Below are 18,223 nucleotides of genomic sequence, written 5' to 3'. Positions count from 1 at the left end.
AAACCGAGCATGGGGCGCGGCGGTTATTTCGAGCGATACCTGCGCGTCGACCTCGGCCGCCCGAGCGCCGAGCACGTGCCGCTCGACGAAGCGACGCGGCGCGCCGTCGTCGGTGGGGTCGGGCTCGGCGCGTTGCTCCTCACGCGCGAGACGCCGCCATGTTTTGATCCGCTCGGGCCCGAGGCCGCGCTGGTGCTCGCGTTCGGGCCGCTCGTGGGCACGCCGCTCACGACCTCGGCGAAGCTCGCGTTCGTGGCGAAATCGCCGCTCACGGGGCGCATCTCGGACGGGCTGTCGTCGTCGTCGTTCGCCATCGCGGGCAAACGCGCGGGGCTCGATGCGATCGTGATCGTCGGGGAGGCCGCGGAGCCGTCGATCGTGCTCGTCGACGAGGAGGGCGCGGAGGTCGTGCCTTGTCCCGAGCTGTGGGGGCGTGATTTTACCATTTCAGAGGCGAGCGAGCGCCTCCGGAAGGCGTATCCATCGCATCGATTCGCGGTGATCGGGGTCGCTGGCGAGCGGCTCGTGCGGTACGCGGGCATCGCGAACGAGGGGCGTCATGCGGGGCGCGGCGGGCTCGGGGCGGTGCTCGGCGCGAAACGCGTGAAGGCGATCGGCGTGCGCGGAAGCCGGCCCGTGCCGCTCGCGGATGCGGAGGCGACGCTGCGCATCGCGAAGGATCTCGCGCGTCGATCGCTTGGACCTGCAACGGAAAAATATCGCTCGCTCGGGACGGTGGCGAACCTCTCGACGTTCAACCGGCTCGCGGCGCTGCCGACGCGCAATTTCCAGGCGAGCACGTTCGAGGAGGCGCGGAAGATCGAGGGCGAGGTGCTGCACGAGACGCGCGAGCGAGGCCGGGGCTCGTGCAAGAGTTGCACGATCGGCTGCGAGCATTTCTTCGAGGTTCGTCCGGGCGAGCGGCCCGTCAAAATGGAATACGAGAACCTGTTCGCGCTCGGGCCGCTTTGTGGGATCGGGGATCCCGAGGTGGTCTTGCGGGCGTCGTCGGCCTGTGACGAGCTCGGGATCGACACGATCTCGGCGGGCGGGACGATCGCGTTCGCCATGGAGTGCGCCGAGCGAGGCCTCTTCCCCAAGGGTATGCTCGCCGAGGAGGCGCGGGATCTCGGGTTCGGCGCGGGAGAGCGAATGCTCGTTTTGCTCGAGGACATCGCGCGGCGACGTACGGCGCTCGGGGATCTGCTCGCGGAGGGGAGCCGGCGCGCGGCGGAGATCGTGGGCGGCGAGGCGCCGTCGTTCGCGCCGCACGTGAAGGGTTTGGAGATCCCGGGCTACGAGCCGCGCGCGCTGCAAACGATGGCGCTCGGGTTCGCCGTGGGGACGCGCGGCGCCGACCACAACCGGAGCGGGGCGTACGAGGCGGATTTTTCGGGGAAGGTGAATCGGTTCGAGGCGAGCGAGGAATCGGCGGCGCACGCCGTGGCGGCGGAGGATCGGGCGGCGGTGATGGATGCGCTGATTCTGTGCAAATTCCTGCGCCGGGCGATGGAGGATTTTTTCGGGGAATCGGCGGAGATGCTGCAGGCGGTGACGGGCCTGCCGTTCGAGGCGGAGGAACTCGCGCGCGCGGCGGGGCGGATCACGCTCGTGCGGCGGCTGTTCAACGAGCGCGAGGGGTGGACGCCCGCGGAGGACACGCTGCCCGCGCGGTTCTTCGAGGAGAAATTGCCCGGCGGCGCCGCGAAGGGCGCGGGGATCGATCGTGAGGGGTTCGCCCGGTCGATCAAGGCGTATCATGCGCGGCGCGGCCTCGACGAACGCGGGTTCGTCCCGGCGGAGGTCGCGCGGGAGATGGCGTCCCTGCTCAGGGGGAAGAACCGATGATCCTTGGTGATACGAGCGTCCACAGCCCGGCCCTGTACGAGATCTTCGCGCGCATGTGGCTCCACGATCTCGGGCGCGTGAAGGGCGCGCGCGTCACGCTCGCGGACGTGCCCGACGAGGAGCTCGATCGGCTTTCGCGGCTCGGCTTCGATTACGTGTACCTGATGGGCGTGTGGACGCTCGGCGCGGTGGGGCCGAAGATCTCGCGGGAGATGCCGGGGCTCCGCGCCGAATACGAGCGGGCGCTGCCCGATCTCGGGCCTTCGGACGTGATCGGATCGCCGTTCGCGGTGGCGCGGTACGCGGTGGATCCCTCGCTCGGCGGGGACGAGGCGCTCGCCGTGCTGCGCGAGAGGCTCAGGGCGCGGGGCATCGGGCTCTTGCTCGATTTCGTGCCGAATCACCTGGCGCGGGATCACCACTGGATCACGGAGCGGCCGGAGCTCTTCGTTCGGGAGGCGAACGGGCAGATCGCTTGCGGCAAGGATCCGTATTTCCCGCCGTGGACCGACACCGCGCAGCTCGATTTCCGCGCCAAGGAGACGCGGCGGGCGTCGATCGAGGCGCTCCTCGACGTCGCTTCGCGTTGTGACGGCGTGCGGTGCGACATGGCGATGCTCGTGCTCTCGGACGTCTTTCGGCGGACGTGGGCGCACGCGCGGCGGGCCGAGGGGACACAAGAGGCCGAGGGCGAGTTCTGGGCCGAGGCGATCGACGCGGTGCGGGAGCGATTTCCGCATTTCGTGCTGCTCGCCGAGGCGTACTGGGATCTCGAATGGCGGCTGCAGACGCTCGGGTTCGATTACACGTACGACAAGAGCATGTACGACCGGCTCTTGCACGGATCGGCGCACGCGGTGCGCGGGCATCTCGGCGGGTCGTTCGATTATCAGGCGCGCTCGGCGCGATTCCTGGAGAACCACGACGAGCCGCGGGTCGCGGCGATGCTGCCGCCGGATCGGCGCAAGGCGGCCACGGTGCTGCTCGGGACCGCGCCGGGGATGCGGTTTTTCCACGACGGGCAGCTCGAAGGGCGAAAGACCCGGGCGCCGGTGCAGCTCGCGCGGCGCGCGGACGAGCGCGTGGACGAGGCGAGCGTCGTGTTCCACCAATCGCTGCTCGAGGCGATGAAGCTCGACGTCCTCCGGCGCGGGCGTTTCGCGATGCTGCCGCCGCGCGCCGTGGGGCCCGGGAGCACGAGCTTCGAATCGTTCGTCGCGTATCGCTGGGATTCGCGGATGAGCGCCGTGATCGTCGTGGTGAACTTCGGTCCGTCGCGCGGGCAATGCAAATTGACGCTGGATCTCGCGGGGATCGCCGGGAGAAACGTGGCTCTCGTCGACCACATCGGCGGCGAGGAATATCGGCGCAGCGGGGACGAGCTGCTCGACGATCGGCGCGGGCTCTACGTGGAGCTGCCGGCGTACGGCGCGCATCTGTTCGAGGTCAAAAAAAGGTAACGATGGGCGCGTTCGTCCCGCCGCCCGAGGCGCCCCCGGGGCAAGAGCCAATACGGACGCGGCGTATTTTGCGGTGCGAGGCGTGCTGGCTGCCGCCGTCGCTCTGCATTTGCGACAAACTCGCGCCCACGAGCGTGCGGACGCAGCTCGTCCTGCTGGTGCACCACCTGGAGCGCTTCAAGAGCTCGAATACGGGGCGGCTCGTGGCGCGGATGATTCCCGAGACGATCGTGCGCGTGCACGGCGATCCGAGCCGAGAGCCCGCGGCGCCCTTGCCCGAGGGGCGCGTGCTCTTGTTGTTCCCGGATGCGGAGGCGCGCGTGCTCTCGGCAGACCTCGTGGAGGGAGGGCGCGCCGTGCTGATGGTGCCCGATGGGACGTGGGGGCAGGCGCGGCGCATTTCGCGGCGGGATCCGGACGCGCAGAAGGCTCTGCCGGTGAAGCTGCCGGAAGGACAAACCACGCGGTTCGGGGCGCTGCGGCGCAGCGAGCGCGAGGGGACGATGTCGACGATGGAGGCGATTGCGCAGGCGCTCGGGATCCTGGAGGGGCCGGAGGTCGAGGCGCGGATGATGCAGGCCTTCGAGGCGTTCCTGGAGCGGACGGTGTACGTTCGGACGAACGCCGCGCGCGTGGCGATGGAGAATCCGCGGGGCGGGCGGTAGTCAGCGGGGTTTTGCGAAGATGGTGCCCGCGGCGCGGCGGGAGAGCTTTTGCCATTTCGCGTAGGCGGCGACGGCGCGGTCACGAATGATGGTAGGAGGCGCGTGCTCGCCGATCGCGGTGACGACGGCGTCGAGGACGTATCCCTCGGGAGCCATGAGCGAGCGCGTCATGAGCCACGTCTCCGAGCCGGCGGCGCGCAACGCGGGGCCGAAATAGGGCTCGGAGTCGCAGGCCAGGACGAACGAGGGAACGGCGCGGCCGCGCTCCTCGGGGCCGGGCGGCGGTGAGAGGCGGACGCCATCCATGAGGCGGTTGTGGCCCGCGTAGCCGGCGACGGAGATGCGCACGTCACGCTCTTTGCCGCCGTCGTGGAATCGAATACGTCCGCCGCGGGTCGCGAGGCGCCAGAAGGCCTCGACGGCGCGGTCGATGGAATCGCCGTGGTAGGCGTCGAGGACGACGATCTGTTCGAGGGTTTCACCGGATTTACCGCCAAACGGCTCGGCCGAGACGTTGCGGCGATAGACCACACGTTCGAGGCGCGCGCCCTCGGCGCCCATGACGTCGACGCGGGAAAAACCGCTCTTTTTGCGGTCGAAGTAGCGGCGATGGCCGAAGGCGGCGCCCCAGTAGAGGTTCGTGTCGAGGCGGTCGGGGTCCCCGGCGGCGTTGCTGCCGCAATCGATCTGGTCATTCGAGCAAAGAGGGACGATGACCTGGACGACGAGCGGCTCGGCCGCCTGGGCCGAGGTCGCGGCAAAGAGGATCGCGGCGAGGACGAGGAGGAGGCGGAGGGATCGAAGCATGGCGCTGTCCCTCTATCGGCGGAGCTCGGCGAAGTGTGACGGGGTCGCGTCGGCGCGGAGCACCCATGCCGCCAAGGAAACCACCGGCGAGGTGGATACGACCCCCGAGGCGTCCTGACGAAACCACCGACCCCCCGGTCCAAACCCCCCTTCCGAATGGTTTCGTGACACGACCCCCCGGTCCGGACCCCGTCGCCGCGTGGTTCGAAGCAGCCTGCTAGCTGCCGGCGAGGGCCCGCGCCGGATCGACCTTCGCGGCGGCCCGCGCAGGTCCGATGGCGCCGAGGACCGAAAACAGGACGGAAAAGCCCATGCCGAGGAGCCAGAGCCACCAGGGGAATGCGAAGAACGTGTCGGGCTTGAAGGGGAAGTCCGGGAGCTTTTCCGCTGCGGCCCAGTCGGCGAAGAACGCGAGAATGCGCGCGACGAGGAGGCCGAGGGCGCCCGCGAAGAAGCCGACGACGGCTGCGAGCGAGACCGTCCACGCGCCGATCTCGCCCGCCGTGGCGCCGACCGCGCGATAGAGGGCGATCTCGCTGCGACGTTCGAGGACGAGCGCGCGGAAGGTCTGCGTGATGCTCGACGCGCTGACGACGAGGACGACGCCCGCGACGAGCGAGAGCAGCGCCATCACGCCCGAGACGAGGACGCTGACGTCACGGGCGCGCGTGTCCTTCGGGGACAAGCCCATGCGCGCGCCCGCGTCGATGACGTCCGCGACCTCGGCGCCGGAGCGCGCCTCCACGACGGCGCTCGAATACCGCTCGGCCGCGCGTTCGCCGCCGAACTCGCGGTTCCACCGGCGCACGACGCCGAGCGGGAACGTGAGCCCGAGGTCGGTGGCGCTGCCCGAGATGCCCACGATGCGGGCCCTGATGGTGCGAGGGCTGCCCTGCTTGGCGCGGCCGAGCAGGCTCTCGCCGAGGCGAACCGTGAAGGTGATGCCCTGCGCGCGGCTGAGAAGGGTCTCGCCGACGGCGGGGAAGCCGTGCGCCGGCGCGATGCTCTTGTCGAAGATCTCGACGAGGTAACGGCTGACGATCGCGGGCACGGGCGCGGAGCAGCGGCCCTCGGCGGCGCCTTCCGCGCGCTCGCAGTACGCGCCGCCGGTGCAGGCGGCGTCGTCGGCGCAGGCGGGTCCGGGCGTGTCCATCGGATCGACGAAGAGGCCGGGCTTGACGTCGCCCGCGGCGAGCGAGGGATCGATGCCGTCGCCGGGCAGCTCGCTCGCGCCGACGTCATGGCCGAGGATCTCCCGGCCGCCGCGCGCGCTCGCGGGGAAGGCCAAGGAGAGCTTGGGCAGGACGCGCTTGACGCCGGGGACGCGGCCGAGCGCGTCGACGTCGTCGGGGCGGATGCCCGTGGGCTCGCCGCCGCCGCCGAGGAGCAAGCCGAGCAGGCCCGGATCCTTGGCCTTCGGGGGTTCGAGCTCGATCCGGTCGATCGGAAACACTTCGCCGAGGAGGACGGCGCGCACGCCGAGGCCGAGGGCGAGGAAAAACACGAGCGTGGCCGTGCCCGCGGCGATGCCGAAGGCGCTGCCGGCGAGGGCGCGGCGCGCGCGGGCGAGGTCGCGGCGCACGAGGCGGACCAGGGCGGCGAGCTTCATGCGGGCTCTTCTTTCGAGGCGTCCACGCGGCCGTCGTGCAAGCGAAGGATGCGGGTCGCGGCGCGCGCGAGGCGCTCTTCGTGGGTGACGGCCACGATCGTGAGCCGCTCTTCGCGGTGGAGCTCTTCGAAGAGCTCGATGATGCGCGCGCCGGTGTCGGCATCGAGGTTGCCGGTGGGCTCGTCGCAGAGCAAAAGCTTCGGTTTGCGCAAAAGCGCGCGCGCGATCGCCACGCGTTGTCGCTGCCCGCCCGAGAGCTCCGCGGGCGTGTCGCCGGCACGATCGGCGAGGCCAACTCGATCGAGGAGGTGCTTTGCGCGCGCGAGGCAAGCTTCCTCGTCGCCGCGCGGATCGAAGAGCGCTGGCGTCGTGACGTTCTCGATCACGGTGAGGTGATGCAGGAGGTGAAAGTGCTGGAAGACGAAGCCGATGCGCTCGCCGCGCAGGCGCGCGAGGGCCGCGTCGCTCACGCGGCCGATGTCTTCCCCGAAGAGCTCGACCTGTCCCTGGTAGCCCCGATCGAGCCCGCCGATCACGGCGAGCAGGGTGCTCTTGCCCGATCCGCTCGGGCCGAGGACACAGACGAACTCGCCCTCCTCGATGGCGATCTCCACGTCCACGAGGGCCCGGCGCGCGTCGCGGCCGCCGTCGTGCACGCGGGAGAGGCCGCGGGTGCGGATGGCCGGGACGCTCACAGCGCCGTGACCGCGACGCGCTCGCGATCCACGGCGGCCTCGGCGGCGCGCACGCTCACGGCCGACGTGTCCTCGCCTTCACGCAGCGCCTCGTCCGTGAGGCCGAAGAGCCAGAGCAGGAGCTGCGGCGGCCGCAGGCGGAGGTCGTCCTCCTTCACGAAGAGGCGCGCGAGGTGCTCGGCATAGGCGCGGCAGAGGACGCGGAACGGGATGTGATCGAAGGCCTCGGCGCGGCGGCGGCTCGCGTAGGACGAGAGGAGCAGCGCGACGTAGAGCACGTCGTGGATCACCTGCAGGCGCAGGCGCGAGGCGCCGGGGTTTCGCGCGAGCGTCTCGCGGAGGAAGTGCACGTTCAGCGGGACGTGGAAGGACTCGTCGCGCGTGAGGATCGTGAGCACGTGGCGCACGGCCGGGTGGCGCGCGCGGCGCAAGGCGAGGCGGTAGGTCGTCGAGCCGATCGTCTCGAACATGAGGTTCGTGAGGACGATGGTCTCGATCCGCTTGGCCCGGCCGTAGAGGCGGTAAAACGTGCCGGTGACGCGGCCCATGGGGCGGACTTCGCCGCCGAGGTAGGCGAGGAACTCGGTCAGGAGCTCGCGGTGCCAGCCTTCCTCGTTGCCGTAGAGGCGCAGGCACTCGGCGAGGTCGGGATCCCAGGTCGCGATCTCGTCGGCGAGCTCGTGCGCCTGGCGCAGGCCCGACTCCTCGGCGCGGAAGGCCGCGTTGAAGAAGGCGATGGCCGCCTGCCGCTCCACCTCGGACGCCCACACGATGGGCTCACGGAGATCGAGCTTCTCTTCGTACATCCGCTCGGCCCGCCTCTTCAGCATGCCGAGCCACCACGAGGTGGGGCGCCGGAGCGGACCGCTCTCCCTGTTCTTCGTCATCGCTGCCTGGGACGGAGGGTGCCGGCGGACGATAGCGCACGGAGGCCGAGCGGGCACGGGCCCACGGAGAAGCCGAACGAGCGAGCGAAGAAGAGCGGGCTGGAACAAGAACGCACGCGTGCAACGTGGACGGCGCGCCTATGTGCTGCGGATGAGGTAGGATGGCTGTGGGTCCCGTGGCGTTCGAACAGCTCTCTCTACCGTTCGAGGGGCATCTCACCCCTACCGCGCCCGCGCGAATCCCGCGCACGCGGCGGGTGTTCGTGAACCGCAACCTGAAGATGGCGGGGATCGACTGGGTGGGGTTCGACATGGACTACACCCTGGCGATCTACAACCAGGTCGAGATGGACAAGCTGTCCATCGAGGCCGTGATCCCGAAGCTCGCCAAGCGCGGCTACGACGAGGACATCCTCCGCGGGATCACCTGGCCCATCGACTTCCCGCTCCGCGGGCTCTTGATCGACAAAAAAGCCGGGAACGTCCTCAAGATGGACCGCTTCAAGGTGGTCCACAAAGGCTACCACGGCCTGCGTGAGCTCACGAAAGAGGAGCTCCGGTCGCTCTACCACCAGAAGCGCGTCAAGCCGAACACCGGCCGCTACCACTTCATCGACACGCTCTACGCGCTGAGCGAGGTCGCGCTCTACACGGGCATCGTGGAGGCGTTCGAGGCGCGACGGATCGAGCTCGACTACGCGACCCTGTTCACGGACATCCGCGAGTGCATCGACGAGGCGCACCGCGACGGATCCATCCTGGACGTGGTGCTCGGGGATCTGCCGCGGTTCATCGAGCGCGACCCCTTGCTCGCGCCGACGCTGCACAAGCTACGTTCGGCGGGCAAACGGCTGTTTTTGCTGACGAACTCGCGCTGGCCGTACACCGAGCGGATGATGACGTACCTGCTCGGCGACGCGATGCCGGAGTACCCGAGCTTCCGTCACTACTTCGACCTGATCATCGTGGCGGCGCAGAAGCCGGCGTTCTTCCAGGAGCGCAGGCCGCTCTTGGAGCGGGACGGTGACAACCTGCGGCCCGCGACGTACCCGCTCGAACGAGGCGTGATCTACGAGGGCGGCAACCTCCACGATCTCGAAGCCGCGCTCGGCATCGGCGGCGACCGGATCCTCTACGTCGGCGATCACATCTACGGCGATATTTTGAGGTCCAAGAAAGAGTCGGCCTGGCGGACGGCGATGATCATCCAGGAGATGGAGGCCGAGGTGATCGCGCACGAGATGTGCCGCGAGGAGCACCAGAAGAGCGCGGAGCTCGAGCAGCGAAGGGACGAGCTCGAAGATCAGCTCCGGTACTACCAGCAGCGGTACAAGGACCTGACGCGCAAGATCGAGGACGCGGCGCAGGCCGTGAAGAACGGGCACGGGAGCACGAACGGGAGCGGGATCTCGTACGAGGCCGAGCGAGGCCGGGCGAAGCGCGCCGTGGAGCGGATCCGGGGCATGCTGCGCGCGGTGGACGCGGAGGCGACGAAGCTCGAACGCGAGATCGATCAGCGCTTCCACCCCTACTGGGGCTCGCTGCTGAAGGAGTCGATCGAGCCGAGTAGCTTCGGCGATCAGGTCGAGGAGTTCGCCTGCATCTACACGTCGCGCGTGTCGAACATGCTGGCGTACTCGCCGCTTCAGTACTGGCGGAGCCCGCGCGATCTGATGCCGCACGAGCTGTGATCACGCGTCACTGACAGCAGCGGAAGCCGGTCGAGTAATCGTGGTACCGCGCGTTGTGCGCGGTCGTCTTGTAGTCGCAGCCGTCGCCGTTCTGGTGCGTGTCGAGGTAGTAGCCGCCGCGGAACGTGCCCGACTTCGAGGCGGTCCACTCGTGCAGGTTGCCGACCATGTCGAAGACGCCGTAGCTCGACTTGCACTTCTTGTACGCGCCGCTCTTCGCGAGCGTGCCCTTCATCTGATTGAGGCGCTCGTCGTTCATGTTCGCGAACGTGTACGCCTCCTGCGGCGGCGGGCCGCCGGCGACGCCGTAAAGCGCGTTGAACGAGGAAAAACCGCCGTCGTTGCAGACGCCGGAGACGTGATCGCTCCCGTACGGGAACGTCGTGGGCTTCTTGCCTTTGCAGGCGCCGATCCACTCGTCGTCGGCGCAGAGGCGTTTGCCCGCGTTCTTGCAGGCCTCCTCGGCCTGATCGCGGCTGATGTACGCCTGCGGGACCTTGCCCTTCTTGCTCACGGCCTTCACGCGCAGGCCCGAGACCGACTGGTACGGCGAGTGCGCCTTCGTCTTGTTCTTGCCGACGATCTCGACGACGTGCGCCTCGTACGTGTCGATGCAGTACTTGTCGGCCACGCGCACCATGCCCTCGGCACACTTCTTCCCCTTCGCCTCCGCCTCCGACGGCGTCGGTAAGGTCGCCGCGAGGAGCGCGACGGCCGCGAGGCCGAGAGCCTGAGGAGAGCGGAAAAAGACGATGGGCTTCATGGCGCCACGAAGGACGAGCGAGCCGCCTCGTCGACTCATACCGAAAGCTTCCGGCGAGGGCAAATCCGCCGTGGCCGCTTGGACGGGCCTCGGTTTTCGGTCAACCTCTGCCGCCCATGCAGGCGCCCCTTCCGATCGCCAGGATCCGTACGAGCCCCGAGGACTTCGTCGTCGAGGAGATCCCCGCGTACGCGCCGAGCGGCAAGGGCGAGCACCTCTACGTCACCCTGCGCAAGACCGGAAAAAACACGCCCGACGTGGCGCGTGATCTCGCGCGCTGCCTCGGCGCCGATCCACGCGGCACGGGCTGGGCCGGGATGAAGGATCGGCACGCGATCACCACGCAGACGATCTCGATCCAGGTGCCGATCGCGGAGGACGCAGAGGCGAAGCTCGCGCAGGCGTCGCTGCCGGGCGTGGAGATCCTCGGCGCGGCCCGGCACGGAAACAAGCTCAAGCCGGGGCACCTCGTGGGGAACCGGTTCACGATCACGCTGCGAGATCTCGCGCAGGGCGACGCCGCCCGCGTGGGGGAGAAGCTCGCGGAAGCAGGCCGCGTGGGGGTGCCGAACTCGTTTGGACCGCAACGGTTCGGGCGTGACGGCCAGAACCCCGCGCGGACGCTCGCCTGGCTGCGCGGCGAGGAGCGGGGGCCGCGGGATCGGCGCGAGCAGCGGCTCTTGTTCTCGGCCCTGCAGTCGATGCTGTTCAACGAGGTGCTCGCCCGGCGGGTCGAGGCCGGGACCTGGGCCGCGGTGCTGCCGGGGGATCTGGCGAAAAAGCACGACTCCGGCGGGATCTTCGCCGTCCCCGCAGAGGGGCGGGACCTCGACGACGCGAGGGCGCGGGCCGAGGCCGGGGCCATCTCGCCCACGGGGCCGATGTTCGGCGCGAAGATGCGCTGGCCCGAGGGCGCGCCGCGGGACATCGAGCGCGAGGTGCTCGCCACGGTGCTGCCCGACGCGAGCCGGCTCGAGGCCTTCCGCGCCCTCGGCGAGGGCACCCGGCGGCCGCTGCGGCTCATGGTCGCCGACATGCTGGTGCGTCCGATTGACGCATCCGGCGGGCTCACCGTTTCTTTTGTGCTACCGAAGGGTGGCTACGCCACAACGGTCCTCGCCACCGCCTGTCAGATCGTTGATGCGACCCACCGCGCCAGCGACGCGGACGGTGGCGAAGAAGGCGACGAGTCCTCCTCCGAGCCTTCCGATCCCGCTTAGCGCCACTTCGCGCCCGCCTCGACGCTCGTGGAGAGGGCGTGTGAACCAGATCAAAAGCCCGGGCTGCAACGGCCCACGACGACGGAAAGGCACAACCGGAAGATGAATCTCATCGAGTGGCTGCAGCGCATCATGGTCGGCTTCGGCGCTGCCTGGGTCATGTGGCTCATGATCGGGCTCTCCGTGGTGAGCGTCGCGATCATCCTCGAGCGCGCGTGGTTCTTCTGGTCGCTGCGGGACGACGTGGTCGTGCTGGCGCGGGACCTGCGTAATGCGCTGAAGGACTCGATCGAGGCCGCGCAGAAGCGCATGGAGGCCTCGCCCTCGGCCGAGGCGGCCGTCGTGAAGGCAGGCCTCGTCGAGGCCGATCGCGGGCCGAAGGCCGCCGAAGAGGCGATGGCCGGCGCGCTCGCCCTCCAGCGCATGAAGCTCGAGCGGCGCCTCGCCTACCTCGGCACCCTCGGCAACAACGCTCCGTTCATCGGCCTCTTCGGCACCGTCATCGGCGTCGTCGGCGCGTTCGACGCGCTCGGCAAGGCCGCCGAGAAGCCGATGGCGCAGGCCGCCTCGGCGGCGATGGCCCCGCAGCAGGTCATGTCGAGCATCGCCGAGGCGCTCGTCGCCACGGCCGTCGGCCTCGCGGTCGCCATCCCGGCCGTCGCCGCGAACAACTACTTCCAGCGGCTCATCCGCTCGACGATCGCGAACACCGACGCGCTGACGCGCGTGCTTCTCGCGCACCTGCACGGCGAGAAGGAGAGCGCGCTCGAGGAGGCAGTCGAGGACATCGCGCTCGCCGTGAGCGCGAGGAAGTCCGAGGCGGCGAAGCCGGCGAAGACGAACGGCGCGCAGAACAAGAAGGCGGCGAAGAAGGGCGAGGACGAGGAAGAGTCCAGCGAGGAGAAGGGCTGATGGCCGCGTCGAGCTCGAACAACGAGGACAACATGGTCGAGGGGATCAACGTCACCCCCCTCGTCGACATCACCCTCGTGCTCCTCATCATCTTCATGGTGACGGCGAAGATCATCGTGTCGCAGGCTCTGCCGCTCGACCTGCCGAAGGCCGCGTCGGGGCAAGAAGTGCAGATGGTCTTCAGCGTCGAGCTCCGCGCGAACGGTGACATGGTCATCGACGGCCAGAAGCTGCCGAACGACGACGCCGCGCTCCCGAAGGCGAAGGAGGCGCAGGCGAAGACGCCCGATCTGCGCGCCGTCATCCGCGCGGAGCAGACGGTCCAGCACGGCCGCGTGCTTCACGCGCTCGATATCCTGAAGCGCGCCGGAATCACGAAGATCGCCTTCGGCGTGACGCCCGTGCCCGCCGACGACGGCAAGGCGGCCCCGGCCCCGCCGCCTACGCCCGTGACGCCGTGATAGCTTCGCTCGAACTCGAGGGGCTCCGGAAGGCCACGCGGAGCTCCATGCTTGAACCTTGGAGATAGGATCGATCATGAGCTCGGCGGCGAACAGAGTCGTGATGGGGGGAGGCCAGTTCCACCACACCGCCGAGCGCGACCGTGATCCGCTCGCGCCCGTCGTCGCGCTCGGTGATCGCGCGGCGAAGACGGGCACGGCGATCGGGCTCGTGCTCGCGCTGCTCTCGCACGGCTACGCCTCCGCACGCGCGATGACCGCCCTCTTCGACATGCGGCGCGCGGTCGTGGAGATGCGTCAGGGTCTGCACGAGTTCTTCTGGACCGAGTACGACATCGATCTGACGCCGAAGAACGAGGACAAACCCAAGCCCGAGGAAAAACCCCCGGAGCCCGAGCCGGAGCCGGAGGTGCCGCCGCCGGTGCAAGCGCCGAAGGCCGAGAAGGCGCCGGAAGAAGAGGTCCCCGACAAGGATCCGGAGCCGCCGCCGCCGCCCTCGCAGGCCGCGAAGGTGCTCACGCAGGAGCCGGACGAAGAAGAGCCCGTGGACATGACGGGGCAAGGCTTCGTGAGCGGCGAAGGGACCGGACCGAGCTACGGGATGGTGAGCGCGGCGGGGACCGGAAAGACCCCGACGTACAACAAGGCCGCGTCGCTCGATGGGAAAGAGGGCGGCACGGGTACGGGCAAAGGCGGGCCGCCGCCCGCGCCCACGGGGCCGGATCTGTCGAAGGCCGCGAACCTCGTCGGTAGCTCCGCGTGGGATTGCCCCTTCCCGCCCGAGGCCGATGCCGAGCAGATCGATCAAGCCGTGGTGTCGATCATCATCACGGTGCGAGCGGACGGGTCGCCGCAGGCCGTGAAGGTCGTGAGCGATCCGGGCTACGGCTTCGGCCGTGCCGCGCGCCTCTGCGCCCTGTCGAGGCGGTACACGCCGGCGCTCGACCGGACCGGGACCCCGATAACGGCGCCGACGCCGCCGATCCGCGTGCGCTTCACGCGCTGACCACGATCGGGCGCGGCCGAGTCACCGCGCTTCCTTTCCGCACGGCGCCTCATTATCCTCCGCGGACACGTGGACGTCGCCGAACGCATCGAGAAGCTCAGCAAGGTGCCCCTGTTCGAGGGGCTCACCACCCAGGCGCTCGAGCTGATCTCGCGCGTCGCAAACGAAGAGTCCCACGCGCTCGGGACGAAGATCTTCCAGCACGGAGATCCGGGCGACAAGCTCTACATCATCATCGAAGGCAAGGTGCGCATCAGCCGCGAGGTGCCCGGCATGGGCGAGGAAGCGCTCGCGGTGCTCGGGCCCGGCTCGGTGTTCGGCGAGATGAGCCTGCTCGACGAGGCGCCGCGCTCGGCCGACGCGCGTGTCCACGAGCGCTGCCGCTTGCTCACGGTGCCCAAGGACGCCTTCGAGGACCTCCTCTTCCTGCACAAGGATCTCGCCTACGAAGTGCTCTGGAGCTTCGTCCGGATGCTGACGCAACGGCTCCGCGAGACGAACGACAAGCTCACGTTCCTCACGGTCACGGGCAAATTCTGAAGGCACGGGCGCGAGTTTCGCGCCTTGGACTTCCGTCCTGCGAGGCGGGTCGTGTAGTGTCTGCCCGAGACACCATGGTAGCCACGAAGCACCTCGCCCTCGTTTTTGCTCTCGCCCTGTCGGGCGTCGCCGCGGCTTGCGGCGGCGGTTCGACGCCTCCGCCCGACACCGCCAACGATCAAAAGACGGACGGGACCGCGACCGACAAGCCCGCCGAGACGGGCGGCGCGACCGACGCGAAGCCCGAAGGCGACGCGAAGCCCGCCGGCGACGCGAAGCCCGCGGAGACGGGTACGGGCGGGACCGCCGCGACGCCTCCGGCTCCTTCCGGCAAGCCGTCGACGAACATCCGCCAGAGCCAGATGCTCGAGGACATCAAGAAGATCGGCCTCGCCCCGGACAAGCTCCAGGACCTGCCGAAGATCGGCCTCGCGCAGAAGAAGAAGCTGATGCCGCTCTTCCAGAAGGCGCTCGGCTACAAGGACTGCAACGGCTGCCACGTCGAGGGCGACTACAAGGCCGAGACGCGCAAGATCAAGATCACGCGCGGCATGTGGAAGAACTTCGTCGTCGCGCTGCGCGACGAGAAGGGCGGCGCGGTCTTCTGCGACACATGCCACGACGGCAACGAGCACAACCTCGATCACTCCGACAAGAAGGCGCTCGAGAAGTTCATGGACGAGCAGTACGAGGACAAGCTCACGCGCGCCGACAAGAAGGACATGGAGTGCGGCACGTGCCACGGTGATCCCTTCGAGGGCGACATCATCACGAAGGTCTGGGGCATCGCGAAGAAGTAGCGCTCGCCCGCGAGCGCTGTTTTCTCCCGGCCTTTCCGCCCTCTCCACCCCTCCCCGCCCCGCAAGGGCCACCTCGCGTGGCCGGCTCTCGCTTTCGTACTAAAGAGACGCCGCATGTGCGGTGTGTTCGGCATCTATGGCCACCCCGAGGCCGCCAACATCACCTACCTCGGGCTGCACGCGCTGCAGCACCGAGGTCAGGAGGCGGCGGGGATCGTCACGAGCGACGGGGAGCGGCTCACGCCGCACAGGTCGATGGGCCTCGTGCAAGCAGGATTCTCCCCGACGGATCTCGCAGCGCTGCGCGGTGACCGTGCGATCGGCCACGTGCGGTACTCGACCGCCGGCGGTTCGCACATCCGCAACGCGCAGCCATTCGCGGTGGATTACGCGCGCGGGTCGGTCGCGGTCGGGCACAACGGGAACCTGACGAACTACGAGGCGCTGCGTGATCGGCTGGAGGCGCGCGGGAGCATCTTCCAGAGCGCGAGCGACACGGAGGTGATCGTGCACCTCATCGCCGCGAGCACGCAGGCGACGGTGGAGAGCCGCGTGGCCGAGGCGCTCGGGCAGGTCGAAGGCGCGTACTCGATCCTGTTTCTCACGGAGCGTGAGCTCATCGCCGTGCGGGATCCGATGGGCTTCCGCCCGCTCTGCATGGGGCGTCTGTCGCACGGCGGAGTAGATGCAGTGGTGATCGCCAGCGAGCCGACGGCGTTCGATCTGATCGGCGCGACGTACGTGCGAGACATCGAGCCAGGCGAGATGGTGATCGTGGACGCGAACGGGACGAGATCGCTCCGGCCCTTCGCCCCGCGGACGCGGAAGCTCTGCATCTTCGAGCACGTGTATTTCGCGCGTCCCGACTCGCTCATCGAAGGCGCGAGCGTGTACGAGGTGCGCAAGGCGCTCGGCCGCAAGCTCGCCGAGGAGTCGCCCGTTCCAGGCGGGAATGCCGCAGAGGACGTCGTCGTGGTGCCCGTGCCCGACTCGGGGGTGCCCGCAGCCGTGGGTTTCGCGGAGCGCGCGAGCGCGCCCTTCGAGATGGGCCTGATCCGCAGTCATTACGTGGGCCGGACGTTCATCGAGCCGCAGCAGTCGATCCGGCACTTCGGGGTGCGGCTGAAGCTCTCGCCGAACCGCGCAGCGCTCGCGAACAAGCGCGTCGTGGTCGTGGACGACTCGATCGTCCGGGGCACGACGAGCCGGAAGATCGTGAAGATGGTGCGCGACGCCGGGGCACGCGAGGTGCACCTGCGGATCTCGAGCCCGCCGACGCGCTGGCCCTGCTTCTACGGGATCGACACGCCGACGCGCGCGGAGCTCATCGCGGCCACGCACACCCTCGACGAAATCTGCAAGTACGTGACCGCAGACTCGCTCGGATACCTGTCGCTCGAAGGGCTGGTGACGTCGGTGAGCAACATCGAGCGTGGGGCCTCACCGGACGGGCCGCCGGCGACGAGCAGCGGGGAGGCGGCCGAGAACGGATACTGCGCCGCCTGCTTCTCGGGTACCTACCCTGTGCCGTTCAACCCGAACCCGAAATCGAGGCACCTCCGGCTCGTACACGGCTAGCGCGCACAACGCGTTGACGGCGCCCGTGCATGCCGAACAATGGTCACCCCATGACGGATCGCCCCTCGAGCTCGAGCGTCGCCCCGCACGATCTGTTCGCCCACACGCCCGATCGGGTGTCGATCTACGAGGTGAGCCCGCGTGACGGCCTGCAGAACGAGGCCGTGGTCGTCCCGCTCGACGCGAAGAAGCAGCTCGTCGCCGCACTCGTCGCAGCTGGCGTGAAGCGGCTCGAGATCACGAGCTTCGTGTCGCCGAAGTGGGTGCCACAGCTCGCCGACGCGGAGGATCTGGCGCGCGAGATGCGGCCGCCCGAGGGCGTGACGTTCAGCGCGCTCTGCCCGAACGCAAAGGGTCTCGAGCGCGCACTGGCCACGGGGCTCGGCGAGATCGCGGTCTTCATGAGCGCGAGCGAGACCCACAACCAGAAGAACATCAACAAGTCGATCGATCGGACGCTGGGGGTGTTCTCGGAGATCGTGCCGCCAGCGATCGAAGCAGGCCTGCGCGTGCGCGGGTACGTGTCGACGGTGTGGGGATGTCCATACGAGGGCCCGGTGTCCGCGGAGCGCAGCGTCGAGATCACGAAGAAGCTCCTGGAGCTCGGCTGCTACCAGGTGTCACTGGGCGACACGATCGGCGTGGGGACGCCAAAGCAGACGCGCGACATCGTGCTGCGTTGTCTCGACGCGATGCGGGTGGATCAATTCGCGCTGCACCTGCACGACACACGCGGGACGGCGCTCGCGAACATCTTGGTCGGGCTCGAGCTCGGCGTGCGTGACTTCGACGCGTCGGTGGGAGGTCTCGGAGGTTGTCCCTACGCGCCGGGCGCCGCAGGAAACGTGGCGACGGAGGATCTCGTGTACATGCTGCACGGGATGGGGATCGAGACGGGGATCGACCTCGACAAACTCATCGAAGCAGGCAACGTCGCCGAGCGAGTGCTCGGTCGCCCGCTGCCAGGCAAGGTGCACAAAGCCGGCGCATTCCGGCGTCGGCCGAGCTGACCTCGGGCCGCCGCTGCGCTGGGGCGTTGCCCCAGGCCCCACCAGGGGCTATCCGCCCCTGGACCCGGACCAGCGCAAGCGCTGGACCCGGGGTCGATGAACTGCGCGATGCGCAGTTCATCGAACAGGCCGAGGCAAGATCAGCAACAACGCCGCCCATCAAGACAGCCGCGCTGACATTTCGATCGGCAACGCTGTCTGTGGTCTTGCCACCGGCCTGTGGAAGAACCGCGCATCGCGCGGTTCTTCCAACCCGAGTCCAGGGCTTGCC

The 18,223-nt window shown here is 69.0% G+C and carries 17 protein-coding genes; 12 read left to right on the top strand and 5 right to left on the bottom strand.

The features are described from left to right. Nucleotides 1-9: 9 nt before the first annotated feature. Genes QHF83_RS37680 through QHF83_RS37670 form a run of 3 tightly spaced genes read left to right on the top strand, consistent with a single transcriptional unit; the run spans nucleotide 10 to nucleotide 3,973 of the window. Nucleotides 10-1,848 (top strand): aldehyde ferredoxin oxidoreductase family protein, encoded by a 1,839-nt coding sequence (locus tag QHF83_RS37680; RefSeq protein WP_282422890.1) that lies wholly within the window; start codon nucleotides 10-12, stop codon nucleotides 1,846-1,848. After that, the gene (locus QHF83_RS37675) at nucleotides 1,845-3,308 is read left to right on the top strand and encodes an alpha-amylase family glycosyl hydrolase (protein ID WP_282422889.1); all 1,464 of its coding nucleotides are present in this window, start codon (nucleotides 1,845-1,847) and stop codon (nucleotides 3,306-3,308) included. The genes QHF83_RS37680 and QHF83_RS37675 overlap by 4 nt, the downstream gene beginning before the upstream one ends. A 2-nt stretch (nucleotides 3,309-3,310) precedes the next feature. Continuing rightward, on the top strand, nucleotides 3,311-3,973 hold the full coding sequence (locus QHF83_RS37670; RefSeq protein ID WP_282422888.1) for a tRNA-uridine aminocarboxypropyltransferase: 663 nt from the start codon (nucleotides 3,311-3,313) through the stop codon (nucleotides 3,971-3,973). On the opposite strand, the gene QHF83_RS37665 is transcribed toward QHF83_RS37670, so the two are convergent. The 4 genes from QHF83_RS37665 to QHF83_RS37650 form a co-directional block, all read right to left on the bottom strand. Next, complete coding sequence (locus QHF83_RS37665) at nucleotides 3,974-4,780, bottom strand: hypothetical protein (protein WP_282422887.1); 807 nt, start codon at nucleotides 4,778-4,780, stop codon at nucleotides 3,974-3,976. 217 nt (nucleotides 4,781-4,997) lie between these two features. Then, on the bottom strand, nucleotides 4,998-6,389 hold the full coding sequence (locus tag QHF83_RS37660; protein ID WP_282422886.1) for an ABC transporter permease: 1,392 nt from the start codon (nucleotides 6,387-6,389) through the stop codon (nucleotides 4,998-5,000). Continuing rightward, complete coding sequence (locus tag QHF83_RS37655; RefSeq protein WP_282422885.1) at nucleotides 6,386-7,084, bottom strand: ABC transporter ATP-binding protein; 699 nt, start codon at nucleotides 7,082-7,084, stop codon at nucleotides 6,386-6,388. The genes QHF83_RS37660 and QHF83_RS37655 overlap by 4 nt, the downstream gene beginning before the upstream one ends. Then, nucleotides 7,081-7,971, bottom strand: a complete 891-nt coding sequence (locus QHF83_RS37650) for a ferritin-like domain-containing protein (protein WP_282422884.1) — start codon at nucleotides 7,969-7,971, stop codon at nucleotides 7,081-7,083. Before QHF83_RS37650 ends, QHF83_RS37655 begins: the two co-directional genes overlap by 4 nt. 176 nt (nucleotides 7,972-8,147) lie before the next feature. Here QHF83_RS37650 and QHF83_RS37645 point away from each other — a divergent pair, with 176 nt between their 5' ends. Beyond that, nucleotides 8,148-9,662 (top strand): HAD-IG family 5'-nucleotidase, encoded by a 1,515-nt coding sequence (locus QHF83_RS37645; RefSeq protein WP_282422883.1) that lies wholly within the window; start codon nucleotides 8,148-8,150, stop codon nucleotides 9,660-9,662. A gap of 7 nt (nucleotides 9,663-9,669) precedes the next feature. On the opposite strand, the gene QHF83_RS37640 is transcribed toward QHF83_RS37645, so the two are convergent. Next, nucleotides 9,670-10,425, bottom strand: a complete 756-nt coding sequence (locus QHF83_RS37640) for an SUMF1/EgtB/PvdO family nonheme iron enzyme (RefSeq protein ID WP_282422882.1) — start codon at nucleotides 10,423-10,425, stop codon at nucleotides 9,670-9,672. 116 nt (nucleotides 10,426-10,541) lie between these two features. Here QHF83_RS37640 and QHF83_RS37635 point away from each other — a divergent pair, with 116 nt between their 5' ends. The 8 genes from QHF83_RS37635 (at nucleotide 10,542) to QHF83_RS37600 (ending at nucleotide 17,952) form a co-directional block, all read left to right on the top strand. Further along, nucleotides 10,542-11,645: a tRNA pseudouridine(13) synthase TruD gene (locus QHF83_RS37635; protein WP_282422881.1), complete on the top strand. Its 1,104-nt coding sequence runs from the start codon at nucleotides 10,542-10,544 to the stop codon at nucleotides 11,643-11,645. Nucleotides 11,646-11,747: 102 nt separating this feature from the next. Then, the gene (locus tag QHF83_RS37630; protein WP_282422880.1) at nucleotides 11,748-12,557 is read left to right on the top strand and encodes a MotA/TolQ/ExbB proton channel family protein; all 810 of its coding nucleotides are present in this window, start codon (nucleotides 11,748-11,750) and stop codon (nucleotides 12,555-12,557) included. After that, the gene (locus tag QHF83_RS37625; protein ID WP_282422879.1) at nucleotides 12,557-13,018 is read left to right on the top strand and encodes a biopolymer transporter ExbD; all 462 of its coding nucleotides are present in this window, start codon (nucleotides 12,557-12,559) and stop codon (nucleotides 13,016-13,018) included. Before QHF83_RS37630 ends, QHF83_RS37625 begins: the two co-directional genes overlap by 1 nt. A 76-nt stretch (nucleotides 13,019-13,094) precedes the next feature. Next, nucleotides 13,095-14,024: an energy transducer TonB gene (locus QHF83_RS37620; protein WP_282422878.1), complete on the top strand. Its 930-nt coding sequence runs from the start codon at nucleotides 13,095-13,097 to the stop codon at nucleotides 14,022-14,024. A 69-nt stretch (nucleotides 14,025-14,093) separates the two neighbouring features. After that, nucleotides 14,094-14,564, top strand: coding sequence for a cyclic nucleotide-binding domain-containing protein (locus QHF83_RS37615; RefSeq protein ID WP_281320178.1), 471 nt, complete (start codon nucleotides 14,094-14,096; stop codon nucleotides 14,562-14,564). Nucleotides 14,565-14,638: 74 nt separating this feature from the next. After that, the gene (locus tag QHF83_RS37610) at nucleotides 14,639-15,364 is read left to right on the top strand and encodes a hypothetical protein (protein WP_282422877.1); all 726 of its coding nucleotides are present in this window, start codon (nucleotides 14,639-14,641) and stop codon (nucleotides 15,362-15,364) included. 114 nt (nucleotides 15,365-15,478) lie between these two features. After that, nucleotides 15,479-16,942 (top strand): amidophosphoribosyltransferase, encoded by a 1,464-nt coding sequence (purF, locus tag QHF83_RS37605; protein ID WP_282422876.1) that lies wholly within the window; start codon nucleotides 15,479-15,481, stop codon nucleotides 16,940-16,942. A 50-nt stretch (nucleotides 16,943-16,992) separates the two neighbouring features. Further along, complete coding sequence (locus QHF83_RS37600; protein ID WP_282422875.1) at nucleotides 16,993-17,952, top strand: hydroxymethylglutaryl-CoA lyase; 960 nt, start codon at nucleotides 16,993-16,995, stop codon at nucleotides 17,950-17,952. The last annotated feature ends 271 nt before the right edge of the window (nucleotides 17,953-18,223 follow it).

Origin of the sequence: Polyangium sp. 15x6 (genome assembly GCF_029960785.1) — a bacterium.
In the GTDB taxonomy this organism is placed as follows: Bacteria; Myxococcota_A; Polyangia; order Polyangiales; family Polyangiaceae; genus Polyangium.
Note: the sequence above shows the minus strand (reverse complement) of the source record. Positions and strands in the feature narration are given on the sequence as shown.